This window comes from Amycolatopsis antarctica (assembly GCF_002262875.1).
Taxonomy (GTDB): domain Bacteria; phylum Actinomycetota; class Actinomycetes; order Mycobacteriales; family Pseudonocardiaceae; genus Amycolatopsis; species Amycolatopsis antarctica.
On record NZ_NKYE01000001.1, the window covers coordinates 1 to 19,499 of the forward strand.

The 19,499-nt window shown below is 65.7% G+C and carries 18 protein-coding genes and 1 tRNA gene; 8 read left to right on the forward strand and 11 right to left on the reverse strand.

All coding sequences use genetic code 11. The features are described from left to right. Positions 1-386: 386 nt before the first annotated feature. Positions 387-1,121, reverse strand: a complete 735-nt coding sequence (locus CFN78_RS00005) for an SDR family NAD(P)-dependent oxidoreductase (RefSeq protein WP_094860463.1) — start codon at positions 1,119-1,121, stop codon at positions 387-389. Positions 1,122-1,229: 108 nt separating this feature from the next. Further along, entirely contained in the window at positions 1,230-1,820 is a 591-nt protein-coding gene (locus tag CFN78_RS00010; RefSeq protein WP_094860464.1) for a TetR/AcrR family transcriptional regulator, read from the reverse strand. A gap of 415 nt (positions 1,821-2,235) precedes the next feature. On the opposite strand from CFN78_RS00010, the gene CFN78_RS00015 reads away from it, so the two are divergent. Beyond that, the gene (locus CFN78_RS00015) at positions 2,236-2,739 is read left to right on the forward strand and encodes a nitroreductase family deazaflavin-dependent oxidoreductase (RefSeq protein ID WP_094860465.1); all 504 of its coding nucleotides are present in this window, start codon (positions 2,236-2,238) and stop codon (positions 2,737-2,739) included. A 2-nt stretch (positions 2,740-2,741) separates the two neighbouring features. After that, positions 2,742-3,173, forward strand: coding sequence for a MerR family transcriptional regulator (locus CFN78_RS00020; RefSeq protein ID WP_205660407.1), 432 nt, complete (start codon positions 2,742-2,744; stop codon positions 3,171-3,173). 458 nt (positions 3,174-3,631) lie between these two features. Here the strand turns inward: CFN78_RS00020 and CFN78_RS00030 are convergent, their stop codons facing one another. Genes CFN78_RS00030 through CFN78_RS00040 form a run of 3 tightly spaced genes read right to left on the reverse strand, consistent with a single transcriptional unit; the run spans position 3,632 to position 6,279 of the window. After that, on the reverse strand, positions 3,632-4,450 hold the full coding sequence (locus tag CFN78_RS00030; RefSeq protein ID WP_094861008.1) for a peptidoglycan-binding protein: 819 nt from the start codon (positions 4,448-4,450) through the stop codon (positions 3,632-3,634). Positions 4,451-4,502: 52 nt separating this feature from the next. Next, on the reverse strand, positions 4,503-5,375 hold the full coding sequence (locus CFN78_RS00035) for a M23 family metallopeptidase (protein WP_094861009.1): 873 nt from the start codon (positions 5,373-5,375) through the stop codon (positions 4,503-4,505). 43 nt (positions 5,376-5,418) lie between these two features. Beyond that, entirely contained in the window at positions 5,419-6,279 is an 861-nt protein-coding gene (locus tag CFN78_RS00040) for a peptidoglycan-binding domain-containing protein (protein WP_094860466.1), read from the reverse strand. A 271-nt stretch (positions 6,280-6,550) separates the two neighbouring features. On the opposite strand from CFN78_RS00040, the gene CFN78_RS00045 reads away from it, so the two are divergent. Further along, positions 6,551-7,366 (forward strand): NBR1-Ig-like domain-containing protein, encoded by an 816-nt coding sequence (locus CFN78_RS00045; protein WP_094860467.1) that lies wholly within the window; start codon positions 6,551-6,553, stop codon positions 7,364-7,366. A gap of 373 nt (positions 7,367-7,739) precedes the next feature. On the opposite strand, the gene CFN78_RS00055 is transcribed toward CFN78_RS00045, so the two are convergent. Both CFN78_RS00055 and CFN78_RS30255 read right to left on the reverse strand, forming a co-directional pair. Then, the gene (locus tag CFN78_RS00055; RefSeq protein WP_094860469.1) at positions 7,740-8,627 is read right to left on the reverse strand and encodes a DUF2382 domain-containing protein; all 888 of its coding nucleotides are present in this window, start codon (positions 8,625-8,627) and stop codon (positions 7,740-7,742) included. 795 nt (positions 8,628-9,422) lie between these two features. Further along, positions 9,423-10,196: an FAD-dependent monooxygenase gene (locus CFN78_RS30255; RefSeq protein ID WP_165777393.1), complete on the reverse strand. Its 774-nt coding sequence runs from the start codon at positions 10,194-10,196 to the stop codon at positions 9,423-9,425. A 231-nt stretch (positions 10,197-10,427) separates the two neighbouring features. On the opposite strand from CFN78_RS30255, the gene CFN78_RS00065 reads away from it, so the two are divergent. Then, positions 10,428-11,030 carry a glycoside hydrolase family protein gene (locus tag CFN78_RS00065; RefSeq protein WP_205660379.1) on the forward strand — a complete coding sequence of 201 codons (603 nt, stop codon included), beginning with the start codon at positions 10,428-10,430 and terminating at the stop codon, positions 11,028-11,030. A 265-nt stretch (positions 11,031-11,295) separates the two neighbouring features. On the opposite strand, the gene CFN78_RS00070 is transcribed toward CFN78_RS00065, so the two are convergent. Both CFN78_RS00070 and CFN78_RS00075 read right to left on the reverse strand, forming a co-directional pair. After that, positions 11,296-11,610, reverse strand: coding sequence for a formylglycine-generating enzyme family protein (locus tag CFN78_RS00070; RefSeq protein ID WP_205660380.1), 315 nt, complete (start codon positions 11,608-11,610; stop codon positions 11,296-11,298). Further along, entirely contained in the window at positions 11,588-11,851 is a 264-nt protein-coding gene (locus CFN78_RS00075) for an alpha/beta hydrolase (protein ID WP_094860472.1), read from the reverse strand. The genes CFN78_RS00070 and CFN78_RS00075 overlap by 23 nt, the downstream gene beginning before the upstream one ends. A 111-nt stretch (positions 11,852-11,962) precedes the next feature. Here CFN78_RS00075 and CFN78_RS00080 point away from each other — a divergent pair, with 111 nt between their 5' ends. After that, positions 11,963-12,631: a TetR/AcrR family transcriptional regulator gene (locus CFN78_RS00080; protein ID WP_165777394.1), complete on the forward strand. Its 669-nt coding sequence runs from the start codon at positions 11,963-11,965 to the stop codon at positions 12,629-12,631. 196 nt (positions 12,632-12,827) lie between these two features. Next, the gene (locus CFN78_RS00085; RefSeq protein WP_094860474.1) at positions 12,828-13,742 is read left to right on the forward strand and encodes a DAPG hydrolase family protein; all 915 of its coding nucleotides are present in this window, start codon (positions 12,828-12,830) and stop codon (positions 13,740-13,742) included. A 1,320-nt stretch (positions 13,743-15,062) separates the two neighbouring features. On the opposite strand, the gene CFN78_RS00090 is transcribed toward CFN78_RS00085, so the two are convergent. Next, positions 15,063-15,569: a CGNR zinc finger domain-containing protein gene (locus CFN78_RS00090; RefSeq protein ID WP_276307312.1), complete on the reverse strand. Its 507-nt coding sequence runs from the start codon at positions 15,567-15,569 to the stop codon at positions 15,063-15,065. A 118-nt stretch (positions 15,570-15,687) separates the two neighbouring features. Between CFN78_RS00090 and CFN78_RS00095 the strand changes: the two genes are divergently transcribed. Both CFN78_RS00095 and CFN78_RS00100 read left to right on the forward strand, forming a co-directional pair. Then, positions 15,688-16,548 (forward strand): alpha/beta fold hydrolase, encoded by an 861-nt coding sequence (locus CFN78_RS00095; RefSeq protein ID WP_240519157.1) that lies wholly within the window; start codon positions 15,688-15,690, stop codon positions 16,546-16,548. Positions 16,549-16,551: 3 nt separating this feature from the next. Continuing rightward, a complete protein-coding gene (locus CFN78_RS00100) occupies positions 16,552-16,989 on the forward strand; it encodes a hypothetical protein (RefSeq protein WP_094860476.1) in 438 nt (145 codons plus the stop codon). A 2,066-nt stretch (positions 16,990-19,055) separates the two neighbouring features. Here the strand turns inward: CFN78_RS00100 and CFN78_RS00105 are convergent. After that, positions 19,056-19,128 (reverse strand) — tRNA-Lys (locus CFN78_RS00105). Between the last annotated feature and the right edge of the window lie 371 nt (positions 19,129-19,499).

The window sequence follows — 19,499 nt, forward strand, 5'->3', positions numbered from 1 at the left end:
ACGACTCCGCGCGACCCGCACGACGTCCTCACGGAACTCACGGGGATAGGGCTTGGGCACAGCGACATCCTTCCAGCCTGCACATCAGCAAGCGATCTCAGATGTCACAGATCCCTTCAGCAGCCCCTGCTCACGTCCGGCCAGCGACCCACTGCACAATCGAGGGTCTCCGAAGCCTGACGGCCACGACGAGAAGCCCGGCCGAGCGACGACCGTAACGAATTCGATCCTCCACCTCACGTATCGGCACACGATGCGCAACCCGGCCGAGTTTGAATTCGCCAAAAGCGTGTGGCGTACCTCTGAGCAGTGCGTTGACGTGGAATCAACTGGGCGAGCTCGATGGCCGGGCGGTAGTGCTGGTTAAGACGTGGTGCCGGTGTGCCTCAGATCTGGGCGAAGCCGCCGTCCACGGCGAGTTCGGAACCGTTGACGTAGCTGGACGCGTCCGAGGCGAGGAAGACGGCTGCCGCGGCGATCTCCTCGGGTTCAGCCAATCGGCCGAGCGGAACCGACGCCCCGGCGGCGGTGAGCTCTTCGGGTGAGACCAGCTCTTGTAAACCCTGTGTGCGGGTTCCACCGGGCGAGAGCACGTTGATCCGGTACTGACGCGTCTTGGCGTCGTGGGCGAACCCGCGAGCGAGGTTGCGGATCGCTGCCTTGGTCGCCCCGTACACCGGGAGATTGGACTGGGGTCGCGAAATCGCCGTTGACCCGGTGAGGATGATCGATGCCCCTGGCGAGAGCAGCGGCAACGCTTTCTGCACGGTGAACAGCGAGCCCTTGACGTTGGTGGTGAACATGGCGTCGAACTGCTCTTCGGTGATCTCACCCAGCGGGGCAGCGATCCCGATCCCGGCGTTGGCCACCAGAACGTCGATGTGGCCCGCCTGCTCGGCGACGGTCGCGTAGAGCCTGTCGAGGTCCTCGAGCCGGCCTACGTCGCAGCGAACACCAGTGACGCCAGGGCCGAGTTCGGTTTCGACCTCGTCGAGCTGCGCCTGGCGACGACCGACGGCGAACAGCCGTGCGCCCTCGGCACGGTAGGCCCTCGCGATCGCCAGCCCGATACCCGCGTTCGCCCCGGTCACGACCGCGACCTTGCCCTCCAGCACCGTCATGACAACTCCCATCCAAGTTATTGACTGTCCGGTCCATAATGCTTATTTATGGACCGGACAGTCAATAACTTGGGAAACGATGTGCCGCACGCCACCACGGCAGGGATGTCAGGGCGCAGGCACCAGTCCGTCGAGCAGAGCTGTGGCCGTGAGCGACAAGGCGGCCGGGTCCTGACCGATTCGACCGAGCATGATCAGTCCGAGCTGACCGGACAGCACCGCGCGAGCAGTGAGGTCCGGGTCGAGGTGAGGCGCGACGTCGCCCTCGCGCTGCGCTCGTCGTACAGCGTCGGTCAGCGCGGCAGTGGTCGAGGCGTAGCTGCGGCGCGCCTCCGCGGCCACCTCGGTTGTGCTCGCCGAGAGTTCCATTGCCGTGTTGGCGAGAAGACAACCCCGGCGGGCCTGTTCGCCGCTGGGATCACACACCGGCCCGGTCACGAAATTCCGGATCACGTCGATACCGCGATCGGCTTGCTCGAGCCATGCACGCAGCATGTGGTCGTTGGCCTCGTCGTACTTCCGCAGCACACGCAAAAACAAGCTCTTCTTGTCCCCGAACGCCCCGTACAGACTTCCCTTGCCCAGCCCGCTGGCCGCCAAGAGATCTTCGAGCGAGGTGCCCACGTAGCCCTTGTCCCAAAACACCGCTTGCACAGCTGATAGCACGCGCTGCTCATCGAACTGACGTGGACGTGGCACGGGGCGATGCTACCCATCGTGGACCGGTCGGTCCAGATTCGCGGAGACGGGCCGCGTGGGACGTGATCCGTGGGTGGCCGACTTGATCGGCCCGGTCGGTGGTTGGTGCCGGGCGGGAGACGGTGACGGTCTGCCCGATCAGTCCCAGAGGCGAGCCCGCAACGCTTCAGTGCTGATTGCTCGATTCCTCAGATCAGTTTGTGTGAGGCGTTCTCGAACATTGTCTTGCTCGGGTCCAAACCAGCTCCGCAAGCTCGCGAACGAAGCGGTACCAGACGATGACGAGGAACGGACTGCCCAGGTCCGGTTGCTCAAGCACCCAGGTCAACCCGTCTTGGACAGCCAGGTTCGCGACGACGGACGGCGCGAAGCCAGCTTGACGTTGTCACTGGTGTCAAGGTCCTAGCGTGTCGCCATGACTTCTGACCTGCAGGACTGGAACAGTCGAGTCATCGCAGAGTTCCGCGCGAACGCCGGGTTCGTCCGGTGGAGCACCGAGGAGGACCTCGCCAAGGGGCGCCCTGTCCCGCCCCTGCTTCCGGGTTTCGACCGGGACCGGAGCGTTCCGGTCATACTGGTCAGCCACACCGGCGCGACGACGGGCCGCAGGCGCACGAGTCCGCTCGTGTATCTGCCCGTGGGCGACGCGTTCGCGATTTTCGCTACCTACGGTGGCAGCCCACGACCGCCGGCCTGGTACGGCAATATGGTGAGGAATCCGCGCGTGACCGTTGAGGTAGGTGCCGAGGTCGCACCGGCAAGGGCCCGGGTCACCCATGGCTCGGAACGCGAGCGCATGTGGACCGAGCAGGTGCGACTGATGCCCGCGTTCACCGACTTCGAAGCCGCTGCGGGCAGGCAGATCCCCGTTCTCGTACTCGATCGCGTGGCCGACACCGACAATGAGCTGCCGTCGTGACGATGACGCGGTCACCGCAAACCGATCATAATGATGACATGATTCCCAGTGCCGACCGTCAGGACGGACTGCGCATCGGCGAGCTGTCCCGCCAGACCGGCACGAGCACCCGCTCGCTGCGCTACTACGAACAACGCGGTCTGATCACCGCACACCGCGATCACAACGGTTACCGCCGCTACGACCATGACGTCATCCACGTGGTGAAAAACCTGCGCCGCCTGCTCGGCGCAGGCCTCTCGATCGACGACATCCATCAGTTCGGCACCTGCGTCCGCGCCCTCGACCTTGACGCAACCCCCTGCGCCTCGGCGCTGGAGGTCTACGAGCAACGCCTCCGAACACTCGACACAAAGATCGACACGCTCAACCACCTCCGCGCCAACCTCGCCGAACACACCAAGGATCTGCGACAAAGGTTACGTGCCAAATAGAATGCGACTGTGCCCCACACGGCGTCTTGCTCGAAACGCCGGTCTAGCGGGGTAGGCGCTGGGATGAAGCAAGCTGATCGGCAAGGGTGCGAGTGCCCGCGCAGCCGGGTCCGGCCAACAGTGATCGAAGCACCTCGTGCGGGTCGATGGCTGGCGGTGGTCGCGAAGGTTGGTGGGCCTGTGGTGCCTGTCGCGTCGCTGCTCCCACCTGTGCGGGAGCAGCCGTTCGAGGGCTCGGGCTTCCTGGCCTGTCCGGTGACGCTCCGTGCATCGTCACCGATGCGTATGGCCTCGGTGACGTAGTTCGTCAGGTCGGCGCTGGCGGGTGTGTCGAGGTTCTCCACCAGTGGTCCGCGCTCCCCGGAGACCCACCGCTGGGCCTCTCGTGCGACCTCGCGGCCAGGCGCGGACGGACGGGTGCGCGGCCGTACCGCGCACCCGTCCGGCAGCCGGCCCGATCAGCTTCGGCCGAACTCCTCCCAGGTCACCTTCTTGACCTGCGGCCCGTCGTCCTTACCGTGCCCGGCCAAGCCGTCGAGGCCCTTGTAGTAGTCCCCGGCCTGTGCCTGCGCCTCCGGCGACATGTCGGTGTCGCTGATGGCGATGGCGTGGATGTGCGGACTCCAGTCGCCCTGGTCGGCGGTCCGGTGCCAGGCGGCGAAACCAACCTCCCGCAGCGCCTTCACCGCCGCGGTCTTGTCGGAGATTCCGCTGACGGACAGGTCGACCGCGCCACCGCCGTCGTGAGTACCGGCTGAGCCGCCCACCCCGCCCGCGTTGTAGGAGCCTTGGGTCACGGAGAAGTCGATCCCGGCCCTCTTCTCCGCGGCTTTGAGCATGTCGGCCGTCCTGGTGTTCACGGCCTGCCCGTCCATGCTGGTCTTCCCGCCGACATCGATGGTCGCGGTCAGCTTGTACTGGTCCTTGCCGAGATCGGTCAGTGACCCCTTGCCCGGCAGTCCGCTCGCCGCGAGACCACTGTGCCCGAGCGAACGCTGGTATTTCTGGTAAGCGGTCACCGTGGTGGTACCGAAGTGCCCGTCCACGTACTTCTTGTCCAGCATGTTCTTGGCAGCCAGGGCCTTCTCCACGGCCTCGACGCTGTCGCCGGAGCCGGGGGTGACCGACTGGTCGTCCTTGTAGGGGTCCCACATCGCCGCCTTCACGACGGCCTCCATGTTCACTTCGGCCGGGGCGGCCTGCGCCGTCGAGGTCGTGGCGGTCATAGCTCCGCTCGCCAGCGCGGCGAACATCACGGCTGCTGTCAGTCTGCGCATCATCGCTCCTCGTTGTTCGGTGTCCATGTCGGTGTCGCCCTGGTCGGGCCGGTCATCCGCAGTGCTCGAACGGACTGGTGAACTTCTCCTTCCCGGCCGAACCGCCCCACTTCACGCACTTCCCGGCGGCGTCCTTGCTGACCGGTCCCGCGTAGTAGCCGAAGTCACCGGCATCGGTGGCCGCTTCACCACCCTGGACCTCGAGCGAGGCCGAGACCGGGCTCTCCTTGCCCAGCGAGGTGTTCTTCAGCGTGGTGACGCAGTTCTTGCTGTCACCGGCGTTGTAGAGCAGGTAGACCGTGCCCTCCTTGCCCAGCGCGTGCTTGTTGATGACCGAGTACCCGTCCCCGCACACCTTCTCCGGGGTGTGCGGGTTGCCGCCCCCGCCGCAACGGTTCTTACTGGTGAACTCGGTCTTGTCGAAGTAGGGCACCGCCTTGCCGGCCAGCTTCGCCTTCAGCGTCGTGCCACCCTGGCGCTGTTCGTAGTGCAGATGGGGGCCGCTGGAACCGCCGGTGCTGCCCACGGTGCCGAGTTGCGTGCCCAGGTCCACCTTCTGGCCGTCCTTGACCTGCTGACTGCTCAGGTGGGCGTATCGGGTGGTGTAACCGCCGCCGTGGTCGAGCTCGACCCATTTGCCGTAACTGTCGTCCCCCTCGTTGCCCACGACGCTCACCGTGCCCGCCGCCGACGCCAGCACCGCCTCGTTGTCGATGTTCGCCTTCTGGAAATCGACCCCGTTCTCCGGGCTGTGCCCGGAATAGGTGGCCGCCGTCGCGGTGTAGTCGCACTTGAACGGCATCTGGAAATCGGGAGCGGCAGCGGCCTGCCCTGCCTCGCCGACTCCCGGCACGACGCCGAACGCCGCGGCGGCGATGCCGAGTACGACCGTGGACCTTCCGAGCTTCGACTTTCCGAGCTTCATCGTTTCCTCCATTGTTCGAGCGGTTTCTTCACTTCGTCGAGCTTCAGTTCGCGCGGCGGTACTCCTCCCAGGTGCGGATCGGTTTCACCGGAGGCCCGTCGTCCGCGCCCTGATCGGCCAGGCCGTTGCGGCCCAGGTAGTAGTCGCCGGGCTGGTGCTGGGCGGGAGTGGACAGATCCGGATCGCTGATCGCCGCGGCGTGGATGTGCGCGGGCCAGTCGCCCTGCTCCTCGGTCCGGTGCCAGGCCGCGAAGCCGACCCGTCGCAGCGCTTCGACGGATTCGGTCACGGCGACCGCGTCCATCCCGTGGACGTCGATGTCCACGACGCCCCCGCCGTCGTGAGTGCCCGCGGATGTCGGGTCGCCGCCCGGGTTGTACGAGCCCTGTTCGAGGGTGAAGTCCTGCTCTGTCAGACGCTCTGCCTCGGCGAGCATCGCCTTGGTCCGGGCGTTCACCGTTTCGCCGTCACTTTTCGAGCGTTCACCCGGTACCACCGTCCGGGTGATTTCGAAGCGATTCTCACTGAGTCGCCGCAGGGAGTCGATCCCGGGGAATCCACTGGCCGCCATACCTTCGTGTCCCAGCGAGCGCTGGAATCCGGCGTACGCCAGCACGGTTTCGGTGCCGTAGTGGCCATCCACCCGTTCCTGGTCGAGCAGCCCATTCGCCCGTAGTGCTTGTTCGACCGCCATCACGCTGTCCTTCGCTCCCGGCGTCGGCGCTTGATCGGCCCGGCGTGGGTCGATCTGCGCTGCCTTGAGCACCATCTCCATGTCGACCTGCGGCAGTGTCTCGGCGCTGTCCGGCAACGTGCTGTCCGGCGATCCGGACGCGACGGCCGGCGCACCCGCCGTCACGACGACCGCCGCCAGCGCCGCGAGGCCGGCCCGCTTCGGGTTCATCGGAAACTCCCTCCGACTTCGATGGACGATTTCGAGGGAAAGCCTGGCCGGAACATGCGCCTGTCCGACACCGGTGACGAGGCATCTTTGACGTCTGACGGCCTTCGTCTGACAATGTCTGACAGCGTCCGATGGTGCCGTTTTTCCGTCTTATCCCCTTGTCGGACGGGGTACGCGGCTACACTTTCCAGGTCCGGACAGACCACACCGGGGCCAGGTCGATCTGACGCCCTACCGGTCCTGCCACGGTCGAACGACGGGGGGTCGGAACGTGGCTGAACCGAAGGCGGGTGAGCGCCCGGCGGCACTGGAGTCGTTCGTGGCCGCGCTGAAACGACTGCGCGAAGACGCGGGCGCGCCCTCCTTCCGTCGAATGGCACAGAAGTCCGGCGCGGTCTCGCACGCGACCCTGCATCTCACCGTCACGGGCCATCGACTGCAACCCTGGGAGACCGTCCGGGAGTTCGTCCGGGCCTGCGACGGTGACGAGCGGGAATGGCAGGTGCGGTGGCAGAACACCGAACAGGCACTCAGCGATGAGGAGTCGCCCGACCCGGATGGAGCGACCCCAGCAGATACGACCCCGCAGCCCCGCCGACGGCCGAAGTGGCTGATCGCGGCGGCGGGCGTCGGGGTGGCGGTGCTGTGCGCCCTGGCCGGGGTGTGGGTCTTCGACGGTGAGGAGCCCACCGGCGCCGCGCAGGAGTCGCCGGCGACCGGCCCGGTTCATCCCGGCGACGCCAGCGAGTTCATCGGCGACGTGACCGTTCCGGACGGCACAGTCCTCGGCCCGGGTAGCGAGTTCGTCAAGGTGTGGAAGATTCGCAACGAGGGTTCGGTCGCGTGGCGCGACCGCTTCCTGCAGCGAGACGATCTGCCCGTCGAGTCCACCGAGTGCCAGACCGCTGACCGCATTCCGATCACCGACACCCCACCGGGACAGCCGGTGGACATCGCGGTCACGGTGACGACGCCGTCGTCGGCCCCAGCGGACTGCACGGTGAAATGGAAGATGGTCGACGAGTCCGGACGGCAGCTGTTTCCGGGCAGTCGCCCGATCTACTTCCAGGTGCACGTACGGCGCTGAGACCGCCGTCCCGGCATGGCGGCCCGCTCACCGGGTCGGCGACCGCATTCTTGTTCGCGGCCACTACCCGGGCGGCAACTGATGTCCGAGCGGCATCAGGGATACGTTCACGACGGTGCGGTGGCAACGTCCACAGGCGAGCTTCCTGGCTTGGCTCGACATGCGGGAACTGGAGTTGGGCCCGGATCCGGCGGCCGTCCTGATCGAACGCGCCCGGATCGCAAACCAGCATCGGCAACCGGCTCATCCGCCTTTGCGGCGATCCTCGGATCGCGGACATCGTCGCCGAACTGGTCGAACCGCGGCCGTGCCGCCGCCCTCGCAAGTGACCAGCGGTCATCAACACCGCTGATCACTCACGACGGCTGGTTGGTCAGCGGGCGTTGTTCTTACCGGTGCCCGGGCTGTTCTTGCCGTGTCCGGTCTGCGTCAGGTCGACGCCATCGGTGCCGTCGGCGTCGATGCGCTCCTTGCGGACGGTCTCGTTGACGGTCTGCTCGTCGGTACGGGTTTCCTTGCCGAGGCGGACACGTTCCACCGGTGTGGTCTCCTTGCTGGTGACCACGCGCTCCTCGTGCAGGGTGACCTCGTGCTCCTCCTCGGTGAGGTCGCCGCCTGCCGTGGCCTTGCCACGGTTGGCGTCGGTGATCGGCTCGCGCTCGAGGACGACTTCCTCGTGCCGGACCGGCACGGTCTGGGTCACGTTCTCGGTGACGACATACTTGCGCAGCCGGGCCCGGCCGGACTCGTGCTGCTCGGTACCGACGTGCAGCCGCTCCTCGGAGCGGGTCATCGCGTCGTCGGTGTTCGGGCCGGAGGTGTCGCGACCGGGCCCACCAGGCTGCGCGGAGCGCCCCTGCCGCTTACCGGATTCCCGTTGCTGGTCGTTCCCCTTGCCTGAGGGTGCCTGCGGAGTGGCCTGCTGGTCGGCCGATATGCCGTAATGGCGGTAGAGCTCCTGCTCGTCAGTGGCGCTGATCGCGACGTCCGGGTCGTGGTGCGGGGCGTTCTGCAAGGCGGCCTTGTCGAACGGGACGGACAGGTCCGTGCCGTTCCAGGTGGCCCGGTCCAGCGGTACCAGCGAGATGTGGGTGCCGAACAGGCCGCTTTTCACCCCGGCCCAGGCGGGCTTGTCCGTGGCGTTGTCGAAGTAGACGGTGTCGACCTTGCCGAGCTTGCCGCCGTCGTCGTCATGTACCTGGGCGCCGATCATGCTGGCCGGGTCGTTCATACCGGCGTTGGTCTTGTCAGAAGTCGTCATAGGTGTCCTTTCGTTGGCGCACAACGGACATTTGTGATCGATGCGCGCCGGGACGGACCTCGGCGCTGCCGAGGAGGAGCGGAGAAGGGTACGCCGTGTCCGGTGGACCTGCCTCGCCACGTACTCCCGCGGGCGACGCCGGAGTGCTGAGTTACGAAGCGTGGTCCGGACTCCGAATTTCCTTACCGGACAGGCATACCCGGCCACCGGATCCGAAAACGTCGCGGTCGCTTCTGCCTCGTCGGGCCGCCGCACCGCGAGTGCCGTCGGGTATCTTCTTGCTCGAACAGTCGGCTGAACGTGTTGATGTGACGGACTTTCGTACCGTGGCGCGGATTCGGGCTCACACGAGATCGAACGGCACGGTGCGGTTCCGGTAATAGGATAGGAGGCGGCGCGCTGGTCGCCCTCATGCAGCGCGTGGAGACTTTCAGTCGTCCCGTTCGAATCCCATCAGTTACTGGGTCGCGTCCGACGACCCGATCATGGTCCATCCGCGGCTTACACGGTGTCATGACACGGCCGTCACCAGCGGTCGCCTCGCTACTGTGGGCAGGTTCGGCAGGCGCAAGGCCCGTACCGAACACCAGGCGCGACCAAGCGCACCCAGTCGTGGCGCGTTGGTGGCGACCTTGTTTGCCCATTCGGCGAGACGATCATGGTTCGCCGGTGTGGTGCCCCATTCGCTGCTGACCTGCCCATGCGCACCACCAACCCCCACCGTCAAGCGCACGACGCCAAGAATCGGGTCGTTCTCCTACGATCAGAAGGCCGAGGAACTCCGTGCCCTCCCCGTCAGCGACGCCGCACAAGAGCAGGCGTGACAGGACACAACCGAACGAGCAAGGCAACTCCATGGCCCGTTCGAGCGCGGCCCGCACCGCAGCAATGGCCCACGCCGAGGGGCCGGCACGAAGCCTGTAGCCCACAAAAAGCACGCCGTGCGGTCGCGAAAATAGTTGTAAGTCCAGGTCTTTTAGTTTCTGCGGCTTCTAGTTGCGCGGAAGCCGGATCTCCTCGCTCGGCGGGTTGCGGGGTTGGTTTCGGCCATGCATGGATGCGCTGACTCATCGCACCCATGAGCCTCCCCGGCGTGAGGCTCAAAGCAGCGTTGCGCAGACCCGCCGCCAGAGGATTCGCCACTTGCGCCACACGCCCTGCCATACGCGAGCGCTGCAGGATCGTTGCCGTTCGTTTCCGGCGGAGGTCGTTGTAACGAGCCAGCACCGAATCAAGCTCGCTGGTGCTCACATCACGCAGCAGGAGGACGAGCGTGGCGGCGTCCTCGATGCCTTGCCCCGCACCTTGCCCGAGGTTTGGTGTCATCGCATGAGCGGCATCACCGAGCAGAAGAGTCCGACCTCGAACGAATGAGTCGAGGGGCCTGGCGAGGTCATAGATGTCGTGCCGTATCACCGCGTCGGCACGGGTTGCTTCGATGCACTCTCGGATCGGGGAATGCCAGCCAGCGAACCGAACGCGTACTGTCCCATGCTCGTCAGAGAAGACCGCACCCGGCGATGTGTTCAGTGTTCCGAACCAGTAGACGCGGTCGTCTGGGAACGGCACGATCCCGAAGAGCTGTCCACGTCCCCACGTCTCGCCGGCCTCGTGCGGAGATCGCCGAGGCAGGCATACGCCTGATCGCGGACCGTGGGGTGCGTGCGCTCACTCACCGGGCGATCGACGCGGAACTTGCTCTGTCTGCTGGCTCCACCTCGTACTACGCGAGAACCCGACACAACCTGGTGACCCTCATCGTTCAGCGGCTCGCTGCGGGCACCACGATGGATATGAGCCGTGCGCCGATCCCTGAACGGCACGGAGAAGGGCAAGGTGTGCTCACCGGAGTTCGCCGGTGAGCACAGTGCCGGGCGCACCGTGGTCGCGCTGTGGCAGCAGTACTGGCACGACGATCGGTTCGGCAAGCGCGACAATGTCTGGGCTGCGGAGGTGCACCACTTCCGGGGGTGGTGGTACATCATCGCGTGTACGGGGAACCACTCGCGCAAGGTCGGCTCGTTCATGCTTGTCAGTGAAGGCGGCGTGGCGGGGCCTTACCGGCTCGTGGCGGGCAACCGTAACAAGCCTTTTGGCGATTGCGTCATCGGCGGCCCGGACTTCGTCGAGCCCGGTTCCTATCACCACATCGACGGCGGCTTCTACCCCGAGAGCGATCGCGCCTGGCTGGTTCTGCACAACGACTTCTACGCCGGAACTCGACGCTGCCCCGGTTCCGGCAGTCCCCGTACTCGCCGGAGCCCTACCTGGAGGGCGCGCACGTCTTCCGCCACCAAGGCAAGTACTACCTGGTCCGCGCTGCGTGGGACCGAACTGTCAGCCGTCCCGACCGCAGCACCAGGCATGACTGCCTTCCGTCGGCGGAAAGATTCTTCGCAGTAGCAGTACAACGTGATCGACGCCGTGTCCGACACCTTCGAAGGCCCGTACTCGCGGCGATGGACCGCGGGCGTCGGCCCGGGGCACAACAACTTCTTCACCGACGACCGACGGCGGCCTGTGGGCCACGTTCTTCCGCAATCCCGTCGCGGACTACTGGTCGGCTCCTGAGCGCGTCGCCGACGCCTGCGTTCCCGGCATCGTGCGCCTGGAGTGGACCGGTCCGACGAACAGCCGCCTCTACGTCAGCCGTCGCGGCAGCTGAAGCTCAGACATCGGCGGCGGTGCGAAAACCGAGGTTGCCCACGGAGCTGTCGGGAGAGTTGCCCGTTCGGGCGGCGACGCGGCAGCGATTGCAGTACAAGTCGTGGCACAGGTAAAAGCCGCCACGCATGGCACGGTTGGTGTGCGGATCGTCGAACCGGTCCGCGTACCACTCCCAGACGTTGCCGCAGACGTTGTACAGGCTGTAACCGTTGTGCTGGAAAGCATCCGCGGCGCGGTGCCAACGTGGCCGTCGTCCGCGGTGTTGTGCGCGGGAGGCGGTCGAGAGCGTGGCGTTAGCCGCGCTGCTGGGCGTCAAGGTCCATGCGCTGGCGCGGTTCACCTTCGCTCTCGCCGACGCCCGCGTAGTCGAAGGACAGGACGGCGATGCCGGTCTCGTTCAAAGCGGTCGCGTAGGCGGGCATGAGCGGCTCCTTGACGCCACGGAAGCCGGGTGCCGTCGCCACCGTCGATACGGGGCCGGTGGCGCCTTCGGGCAGATAGAGGTCTCCTCCCAGGCGGATGCCGTCCGAGGGGGACGCCACCGTGTTGATCTTCATCGCGTACCCCGTGTCTGTCCGAAGGACCAGACGATCGAGCTGCCGTCTAAACTGAACCAGAACTCAGATTCAGTTATGGTAAAGGGTGTGGCCCCGAGAGCGAGGACGACGATGGAGCGGTCAGGAAGACGTCCTGCGCAGCAGAAGCGCAGTCGCATCACCGAACGCAAGATCCTGACGGCGGCGCGGCTGGCACTGGCCGAGGACGGCTGGGAGGGCCTGGCCGTGGCGCGGGTAGCGGCGGCCGCCAGGGTGTCGGTCGGCTCGGTCTATGAGCGGTTCGCCGACAAGGTCGGCCTGGTCCACGCGGTCCAGCACGACGTGCTCGACGAGGTCGATGCGGACCTGCGCGAGGCCTTCGCGCGGCTGCGGGAACGCACCCGTACGCCGTCGGCCGAATTGGTGACGGAGGCGGTGCACGCACTGGTCCTGCAGGTTGCCCGGCACGGGGCGGTGATGGGGCCGCTGATCCTGCGGGCCGCCGCCGATCCGTCACTGCGTGAGCGCGGCAATGCCACCAGTGCGCTCGCGGAAGAGCTGTTCACTTCGCTGATACTGGACCGTGCCGGCGAACTCGCCTGCTCTCGTCCGGGGACGGCGGTGGCCGTGGCCTTCCGCGCGGTGTTCAGCACCGTCATGTGGCAGGTGTTGTTCGGCCCGGTCGCCGCTGGGCGCCATTCGATTCCCGAGGACCAGCAACTCCATGAGCTGATCACGCTCTGTCATGCGTATCTGCTCGGCACCGGCTACCGAAACGTGACGGGGCAGGACGGGAGTTGAGTCCATGACGTCCTACACACAGGCCCTGATGGTGAGCGCTGGTCGAGGCCTGTACGCGCTGCGGATGCGCCCTTCGGTCCCCTGCCACCCTACGGACTGGTCGGACTGCGGGGGTGATCCTCGCATTGCCATGTTGAATCGGCTCAGGCTCCATATTCCGCCCCACGCCCCACGCCCCACTCCGAGAGGAATCACCATGATCGAATACGCTCCCACCGCCGCTGACCGTGCTCCCATGCCCAGGAAGTACCAGGCCGAGCCACGCTACCTGGGCTACCGACAGGACGACTTGAACAAGCCCTACGCCAAGTACTTCCGCACCGACACCTTGCCGATCCAAGGCCACGTCCGTGAGGTGTTGATCTCAGGTATGGCCCCGACCGAGCACGCTTATGACCTCAGGGACGCCGCCAGCATCATGTCGCGCCCTGGATATCACAAGATGGAGACCGGCTGGACCCGCGTTCCCGGTGGCTGGATGATCGCCGTCCTGACCGACATGCCGAACGCGACCGCGGAGATGTGGGACTGGTGGTTCGGCTGGCACGCCACCGAGAGCGCCCGCTACAAGCTCTGGTGCCCCGATGCGCATCAGTTCACGGCCGTCGGCGAAGACCGCAGTGCCGACCGCACCCTCACCGACCGCCGGCGCTACATCGACAACGTCTCCTACGCCGACGAATACGTGGGCGGCACCATGCAGCGACTCGCCATCCGCTTCATCGACCCCACCCGGCTCGGCTTCAACGAACCCGCCCCAGGCAACACCATCATCTGCGCCCGCGTCGGACTCAGCCAGTACCCGGTAGCCCTGGGCTGGCTCATCCACCAGATCCGCCCCACCGAACACGGCTCTGAGATGCGCAGCCGCTTCTTCCTCAACGACCTCGAGCTGCTCGATCTGCCCGCCCACTCGGTGCCCGGCCGGGGCGCCCCACTCCTCACCAGAAAAGCATCCCGCAAACTCGGCGGTACTGTGCTTCCCCATGCCGGCACCAAGGTAATGGGACCCACCATCGGATACGACATGACCTTTCACTGCGCCGCCGAGATGAACCACCTCGCCTCGTTTCTCCCCAGCCTTCACGAAGAGTTCAACGGCACCCCATGAACGCTCCTTTCTGAAGGGTCCCGATAGTCGAGGCCATCCAGACTTCGGCAGGCGTAGTGGGTCTGTTCCGTGAGTTCGCCGGACAGACCCCCGGCGTGGGAAGTGCTTCGGCGTCCTGAGATGCCGAGGTCGTCTGCAAGTGCCGGGTCAGTGAATCCATGCCCAGGCGTGCGTAACGGGGGACGACCCGTCAACACCATCCAGCCCGAGGCAAATAAGTTCGCTGATGCCACACTCGACAGCGAACGGAACGACCAGGTCGTGATGACCCAGCCCTGTCCAGTATGCGACCGGCAACCCCGAAGGATAGGAGGTGATATCGAGAATGGCAGGAATCTTTTGTCCGTAATGAACGGCTTCGATGCCCCATAATAGATGGTGCCAGAGAAAAACTCGGGGTTGCTGTTTACGCAGGCATCAATCGTGATGATGGGGACCGATCCAGCGCGCAGCCCAGGAACCAGTCGACGGTCATCGGCGATGAACAGTAGGTCGTGTCGAAAGCGCATCCCTGCCGCGTGGTTCACGCCGAAGACGAGCTCATCCTCTAGTGCGTCGAGGTCGAATTTCTTGATACTTGTTCCCATGCCTAGAACCCACGCCCGCCGGGCACCCAGGAGAAGTCGCCCGAGGTAATCCGGTAGACCGAGTTGGCGAACAAAATCAGTTTCTCGCCTGGATGCAGAAGATTCCGGTGTGGTAGTCATCTTTCGCGATTTCTCGCTGCCACGAAGACTCGTTCTTCTGCCCACGTGAAATGAGTTGACGCCATGCCCCCACCTCCAGTCGCCGGTACTTAGGTGGCGGCTGTGGATCAATCGCTACCCGGCACCGCCAACCGACCTGTAATCTGGGTAACGGACGCCCAGGTGGAACGTCAACCCCATGGCGCCTCGCGCGCAGCGATTTTTCAAACGCGGCAGGCAAACGGCGGATACGTAGGAAGCAACCAGGGATCGAGTCTCGCAGGTAAACAGGACTGGAGAGCGTCGTGGACCACGACCATCAAGTGCCCTGCAACTCGGTTGGAGTAATTGCGCAGTCCACAACCCGGTTGGAGTAGGCGACCTTGATTGCGCACAGGTAAACGCGCCTCGCCGGTGGTGAATAATTCGCTGTGGGGTGCAGGTTCCGGTGGCGGCGAGTGTCACCTTGGCCGGTGTGACGGGCCGTCCGGTGCGTGTTCGTTGTTGTAGCCGTTCTGGGGGGGGGCGAACGGGGAGGCGGGGTTGGCGGCGCGGATGGTGTTCGCTCCGACGGGAGCCCTCTGTCGGTGGTGATCTCGCGTATGAGCGGGAATTCGGGTGCGTGAAGGTTCGATCAGGTGCTGCGGGTACGGGCGCGGTGGTTTGCGACGTTGACGCGGTTGCCGCAAATGCCGGGCATGCAGTAGCGGCGGCGGCCTGGGCGGCTGGTGTCGATGAAGGCTCCGGAGCAGGTGGGGGCGACGCAGGGCCGGAAGCGCCCGGCTCCGAGGGTGTGGACGACGCCGAGGATGCCTACGGCGCAGACGAGAGCGAGTCGTTGCGCGACGGGTGTGTTCTCGCCAGCGGTCACGGCCCAGCTGCTGAGGCCGGTTTCGTCGATCGCGAGGGTGGGCGAGCCGAGGCCCGCGGTCAGTGAGGTGGCTCCGCTGACGAGCTGGGCGGGGTCGGGGTTGTCTATCACCGTGCGCGTGCTGGCACGCAGTTCGCGAACGCCGTCGAGGTCGGCGCCGGCGAGCTCGTGAGCGCCCGCGGTGATGTCGTGCTCTCGCAGGAACGCGTCGAGCGCGGTGGTGTCGGGCAGCTTGTCCATACCGCTCCACACGCCGGGCGCGGTGTTCACCAGGTCGGTCGTGACTCCCGCCGCCCGTACGTAATCACTTAAAGAGACTTGCAACCCTTACTCACCTCTTCTATCGTAATGCCCTAACAGCCAGTTTAACCCTTAGGGAGAGTGTGTAGTGGGCCTATCCCCAAACGCATCCCGCGACGAGTGGGCGCTGTCCGGGCGAATCGAACTCGAGGGAGGCGCCGCGGCCGTCGACGTGCTCGGCGATGGGCCACCGGTCGTGCTGACCCACGGCACCCCGACGTGGTCGTACCTGTGGCGCGAGATCGGGAATCACCTGGCGCGCGACCACACCGTCTACTTGTGGGACCTGCTCGGCTACGGCCACTCACGACCCCGCGCCCACACGCTGCCCTCGGTGGCCCTGCACGCCGAGTGCCTGGCCGAGCTGCTCGGACACTGGGGCCTGACCGGCGACCCGGCGCCGGCGCTGATCGGTCGCGACATCGGCGGCGGCACCGTCCTGCGCGCCCTGCTGCGCCACGGGGTGCACGCACGAGCGCTGGTGCTGATGGACGCGGCCGTGCTCCCGCCGTGGGTCACGCCGCTGGCCGCGCACATGCAACAACACATCGACGCCTATCGCAGCATGCCCAACGCCACGTTCACCCACCTCATCACCGCACACCTGAACACCGCCACCGAGACACCGCTCGCTCCGGCGATCGCCGACGCCTACCTCCAGCACTACCTGGGCCCGCCTGGTCAGCAGTGCTGGCTCGACCACGTCGCCGGCTTCCACGACGAGGACACCCGCGACATCGCCCACCGCCTGCACCAGATCGACATCCCGACCACCGTCATCTGGGGCGAACGCGACCACTGGCTCCCGCCGGATACCGGGCGACGACTGCACCACGCCATCCCCGGCTCGACGTTCGTCGCCATCCCCGGAGCCGGACACCTCGTCACCGAAGACGCGGCCGGGCCCACTCTGCACGCCATCCGCCACGCCTTGAACCTACGGAGCTGACCCATGGCCGACACCGCCAACGACCAATGCGCCTACGGCACCAGCGGGCGCGGACCTGACCAGCACAATCGCACGACCCGAACCACGATTCTCGTCATCGCCGCCGGCACCGGCGTCCGCGCCCAGATCGCCGCCCACGCCGCCGCAGCCTCCCTGCGCCACCACGACGACGATCCCGATGCCACCGTCACCGCAGTCACCAGTCAGGCCAGCGGCCTCGCCGCACAGCTCGACGCCGCCACCCACATCCTCGTCCTCGACCCCAGCACCCTTCGCGCCCTCTGCGCACGCACTCTCACCCGCCTCACCGGCACACCCCGGCCCATGAGCGCAGCACCCACGCTCGCCGAACGCATCACCCTGATCGAGCTCCTCCACCAGCGCCGACGCCAGGTCCGATGGATCACCCGCCCCACACAACTACGAACCGGCAACCCCTGACGCGCCATCCCATGCTCCCGACGCTCGACGGCACACCGCGCGGGCCCGGCAGAGCGGACCTTCCCCAGAACCGCTCTGCAAGCGCGGCACGTCGCCGCCGTTGGATTCGACAGGCAGCCGTGCCTGCCCAGATTGCTTTCGGCGGGGTGGTCGGTGAGTCCCGCCAGGGCTTCCACGTGGTCACGTTCGCCGACAGAGTCCGTTTGGTCGGCAATCATCCCCGATGGGCCCCGTGTTGCCGACCGGACGGACTCGCTCGGATGCGTCTCCCCCGAGACGACTCCACCCACAAGACTCGATCACCTCGAAAGGATGACGCGCGAGCTGAACCTTCACGTGAGGCGATTCACCTGTCACTTTTGGTTTTTTCGCCCAGTGTCGTGCACCGACCGCTAGTTGCCGTAGCGGTGCAACGCCCGCACCAGATCGGCGGGCAGCGCGGTCACCAGCCCGGCGGCACACTCGTCCCCGGCGTCCGTGCCGGGCTCCCGACCGCGTCCGAAGCCGCACCGCCACCGGACCAGCCTGTGACGGGCGAAGGGGGTATCCCGTAAAGCAATGCGCGCCCCCGGACGCCAAGGCGATGGAAGTCGAATTTGCACCTTATCCGTCGTTAGCCGCCATAGGGGCCGCAGGCTTGGCCGGTAAAGCAGATCCTCCCCCGGGCGCCGTCTCCGAGGAACTCCGCCTCGAAGCTGAAGGTCTGCTTTGGGGGAACGCCCTGAACCCCCTGCTTGACCGTGAACCGGTAGTTGTGCCTAGCCGAAGAAGTGTAGGACCGGAACGGGGCCTGCTCAAGCTCAACGGTTTCACCTCCACCCCCGGGAAGCTTCGAAGGAAGAGTGATCTTAGCTGTTGTACTCGACGACAACTTGCAAGTACCAAGCCCCTTGGCGGCCTTTAGGGTACTCGTTGCCGTCACGTTGTGACCGAGAAATGGTTCGTTCCACGTTGCCGTGACTGTTTTATTGTAACCATTACACGAAGGAGCCCGCGGAGTCGAATTAGCCGGAGCCGTTGCCAAAGCCAGTAGAGAAAACGTTGAAATAGTTAGAACGAAGACGCGTCGCATACCAACCCTCCGCTGGGTGCTGATGTAACTTAACTTTCGGTTAAGGTGCCAAAACGCGAAATTTCACACTTAAGAGTGTGTCTCACGTAGGTTGATCTTTGTCGGCCATGATCGGGTCCACATCCGTCATCACGATTAAGTGATGTCGCGAACCCCATCTCGCCACCAGCGCCCCCTTCCTCCTCGGCTCAGGGAATCTCCCCAGGCAGGCACCGCCTGTGTCGAGGTCAGTCGTTATCGGCGAACAGGCCACAGGTTCGAGCAGAATGCGGCAGCGCCGCATCAGTCAGCAGCCGCAGCCGAAAGACTCCGTCTCCAGGTCCCCGCCCGTCCCCAACGTCCCCATACGACGACGCCAGACCGCCGGCCTGGCCGCTGCCCCGGGCAACCGAATGTGACATATCAGGCCAGCCTGTATTACTTAACGGTTCCTGTACCTACCCGAAAGAAGGGATAAGCCCCCGGCGAAGCCCGGCCGAGGAGTGTCGCCGTGTGGTCGTCGTGATCCTGCGCGCGTTCGGACAGGCGCACAAGGCCACGCGTCCACATCACGCCTGGTCGGCGGAAGTTCGCACGATCTCGCACATCCGACGGGGGCGACGGCTTCGCCGTGACCGCCCGCGTCGCAGCCGGCACTGGTAGCGACTGGGGTGATGATGCTGGACATACTCGTCCCCAGGCCATACTGCGAACTGCTGGAAGACGGGACGAGCGTGATTGAAGACGGTGCAACCCATTCTGGTACAGCAGACCCTCCGTCACGGGCACCCTGTCCCGGTCGCCACGGTGGATTCGCTGAAGCGGCTGGCAGCACCAGCGCTCGGTGCGATCGCGCAGCAGTCCGGTCAACACCTGCCCGAACTCCTGGACGAGTCGTCGCCGTGACAGCGATCACGACCGGCACGACGCTCGGTGTTGCTCGAAAACGTCACTGGGCCAGGCACGTCACACTCAATAAATCAGCAAGATATGCGCCTGACCAGGAAAAACGTTGTGGGCCGCCAGGGGCTCGAACCCTGGACCCAAGGATTAAAAGTCCTTTGCTCTACCAACTGAGCTAGCGGCCCAAGAATATTCTAAACATATTTGCCTGGTGACTATCCGGCGCCCTCGGCCTGGGATTCGACACGTTCCTGTCCTTGCCGTGTCGGGGACGAGGGGTGTTGGTGTGTGGCGATGGGTCGCCGGTGGAGCCGGTCTCGGGTGCCCCATGGGTGGTCGGCGAGTGTGGGGGCGCCAGTGCACGGGACGGGGGTGGGTCGGAGTCGTTGGGTGGGCAGGTCGTCACCGTCGTAGTCCGGGTCGGGGTCGGTGGCCGGCCACCGCGGCACCATCACGATGGCCGCGCGATCGGGACGGCGAGGATGGGCAGTGCGTACTGCTCGAACGCTCGTCACGGAGCCGTCGCCTTCGCCGCTGATCCCCTGCCGCGGCGCAA

Bases quoted from the DNA above. Each gene is read 5' to 3' on its own strand.
- CFN78_RS00005 (WP_094860463.1), bottom strand. From the start codon at position 1,121: ATGACGGTGCTGGAGGGCAAGGTCGCGGTCGTGACCGGGGCGAACGCG.
- CFN78_RS00015 (WP_094860465.1), top strand. From the start codon at position 2,236: ATGACTTCTGACCTGCAGGACTGGAACAGTCGAGTCATCGCAGAGTTC.
- CFN78_RS00020 (WP_205660407.1), top strand. From the start codon at position 2,742: ATGACGCGGTCACCGCAAACCGATCATAATGATGACATGATTCCCAGT.
- CFN78_RS00030 (WP_094861008.1), bottom strand. From the start codon at position 4,450: ATGCGCAGACTGACAGCAGCCGTGATGTTCGCCGCGCTGGCGAGCGGA.
- CFN78_RS00035 (WP_094861009.1), bottom strand. From the start codon at position 5,375: ATGAAGCTCGGAAAGTCGAAGCTCGGAAGGTCCACGGTCGTACTCGGC.
- CFN78_RS00040 (WP_094860466.1), bottom strand. From the start codon at position 6,279: ATGAACCCGAAGCGGGCCGGCCTCGCGGCGCTGGCGGCGGTCGTCGTG.
- CFN78_RS00055 (WP_094860469.1), bottom strand. From the start codon at position 8,627: ATGACGACTTCTGACAAGACCAACGCCGGTATGAACGACCCGGCCAGC.
- CFN78_RS00075 (WP_094860472.1), bottom strand. From the start codon at position 11,851: ATGAAGATCAACACGGTGGCGTCCCCCTCGGACGGCATCCGCCTGGGA.
- CFN78_RS00080 (WP_165777394.1), top strand. From the start codon at position 11,963: ATGGAGCGGTCAGGAAGACGTCCTGCGCAGCAGAAGCGCAGTCGCATC.
- CFN78_RS00085 (WP_094860474.1), top strand. From the start codon at position 12,828: ATGATCGAATACGCTCCCACCGCCGCTGACCGTGCTCCCATGCCCAGG.
- CFN78_RS00100 (WP_094860476.1), top strand. From the start codon at position 16,552: ATGGCCGACACCGCCAACGACCAATGCGCCTACGGCACCAGCGGGCGC.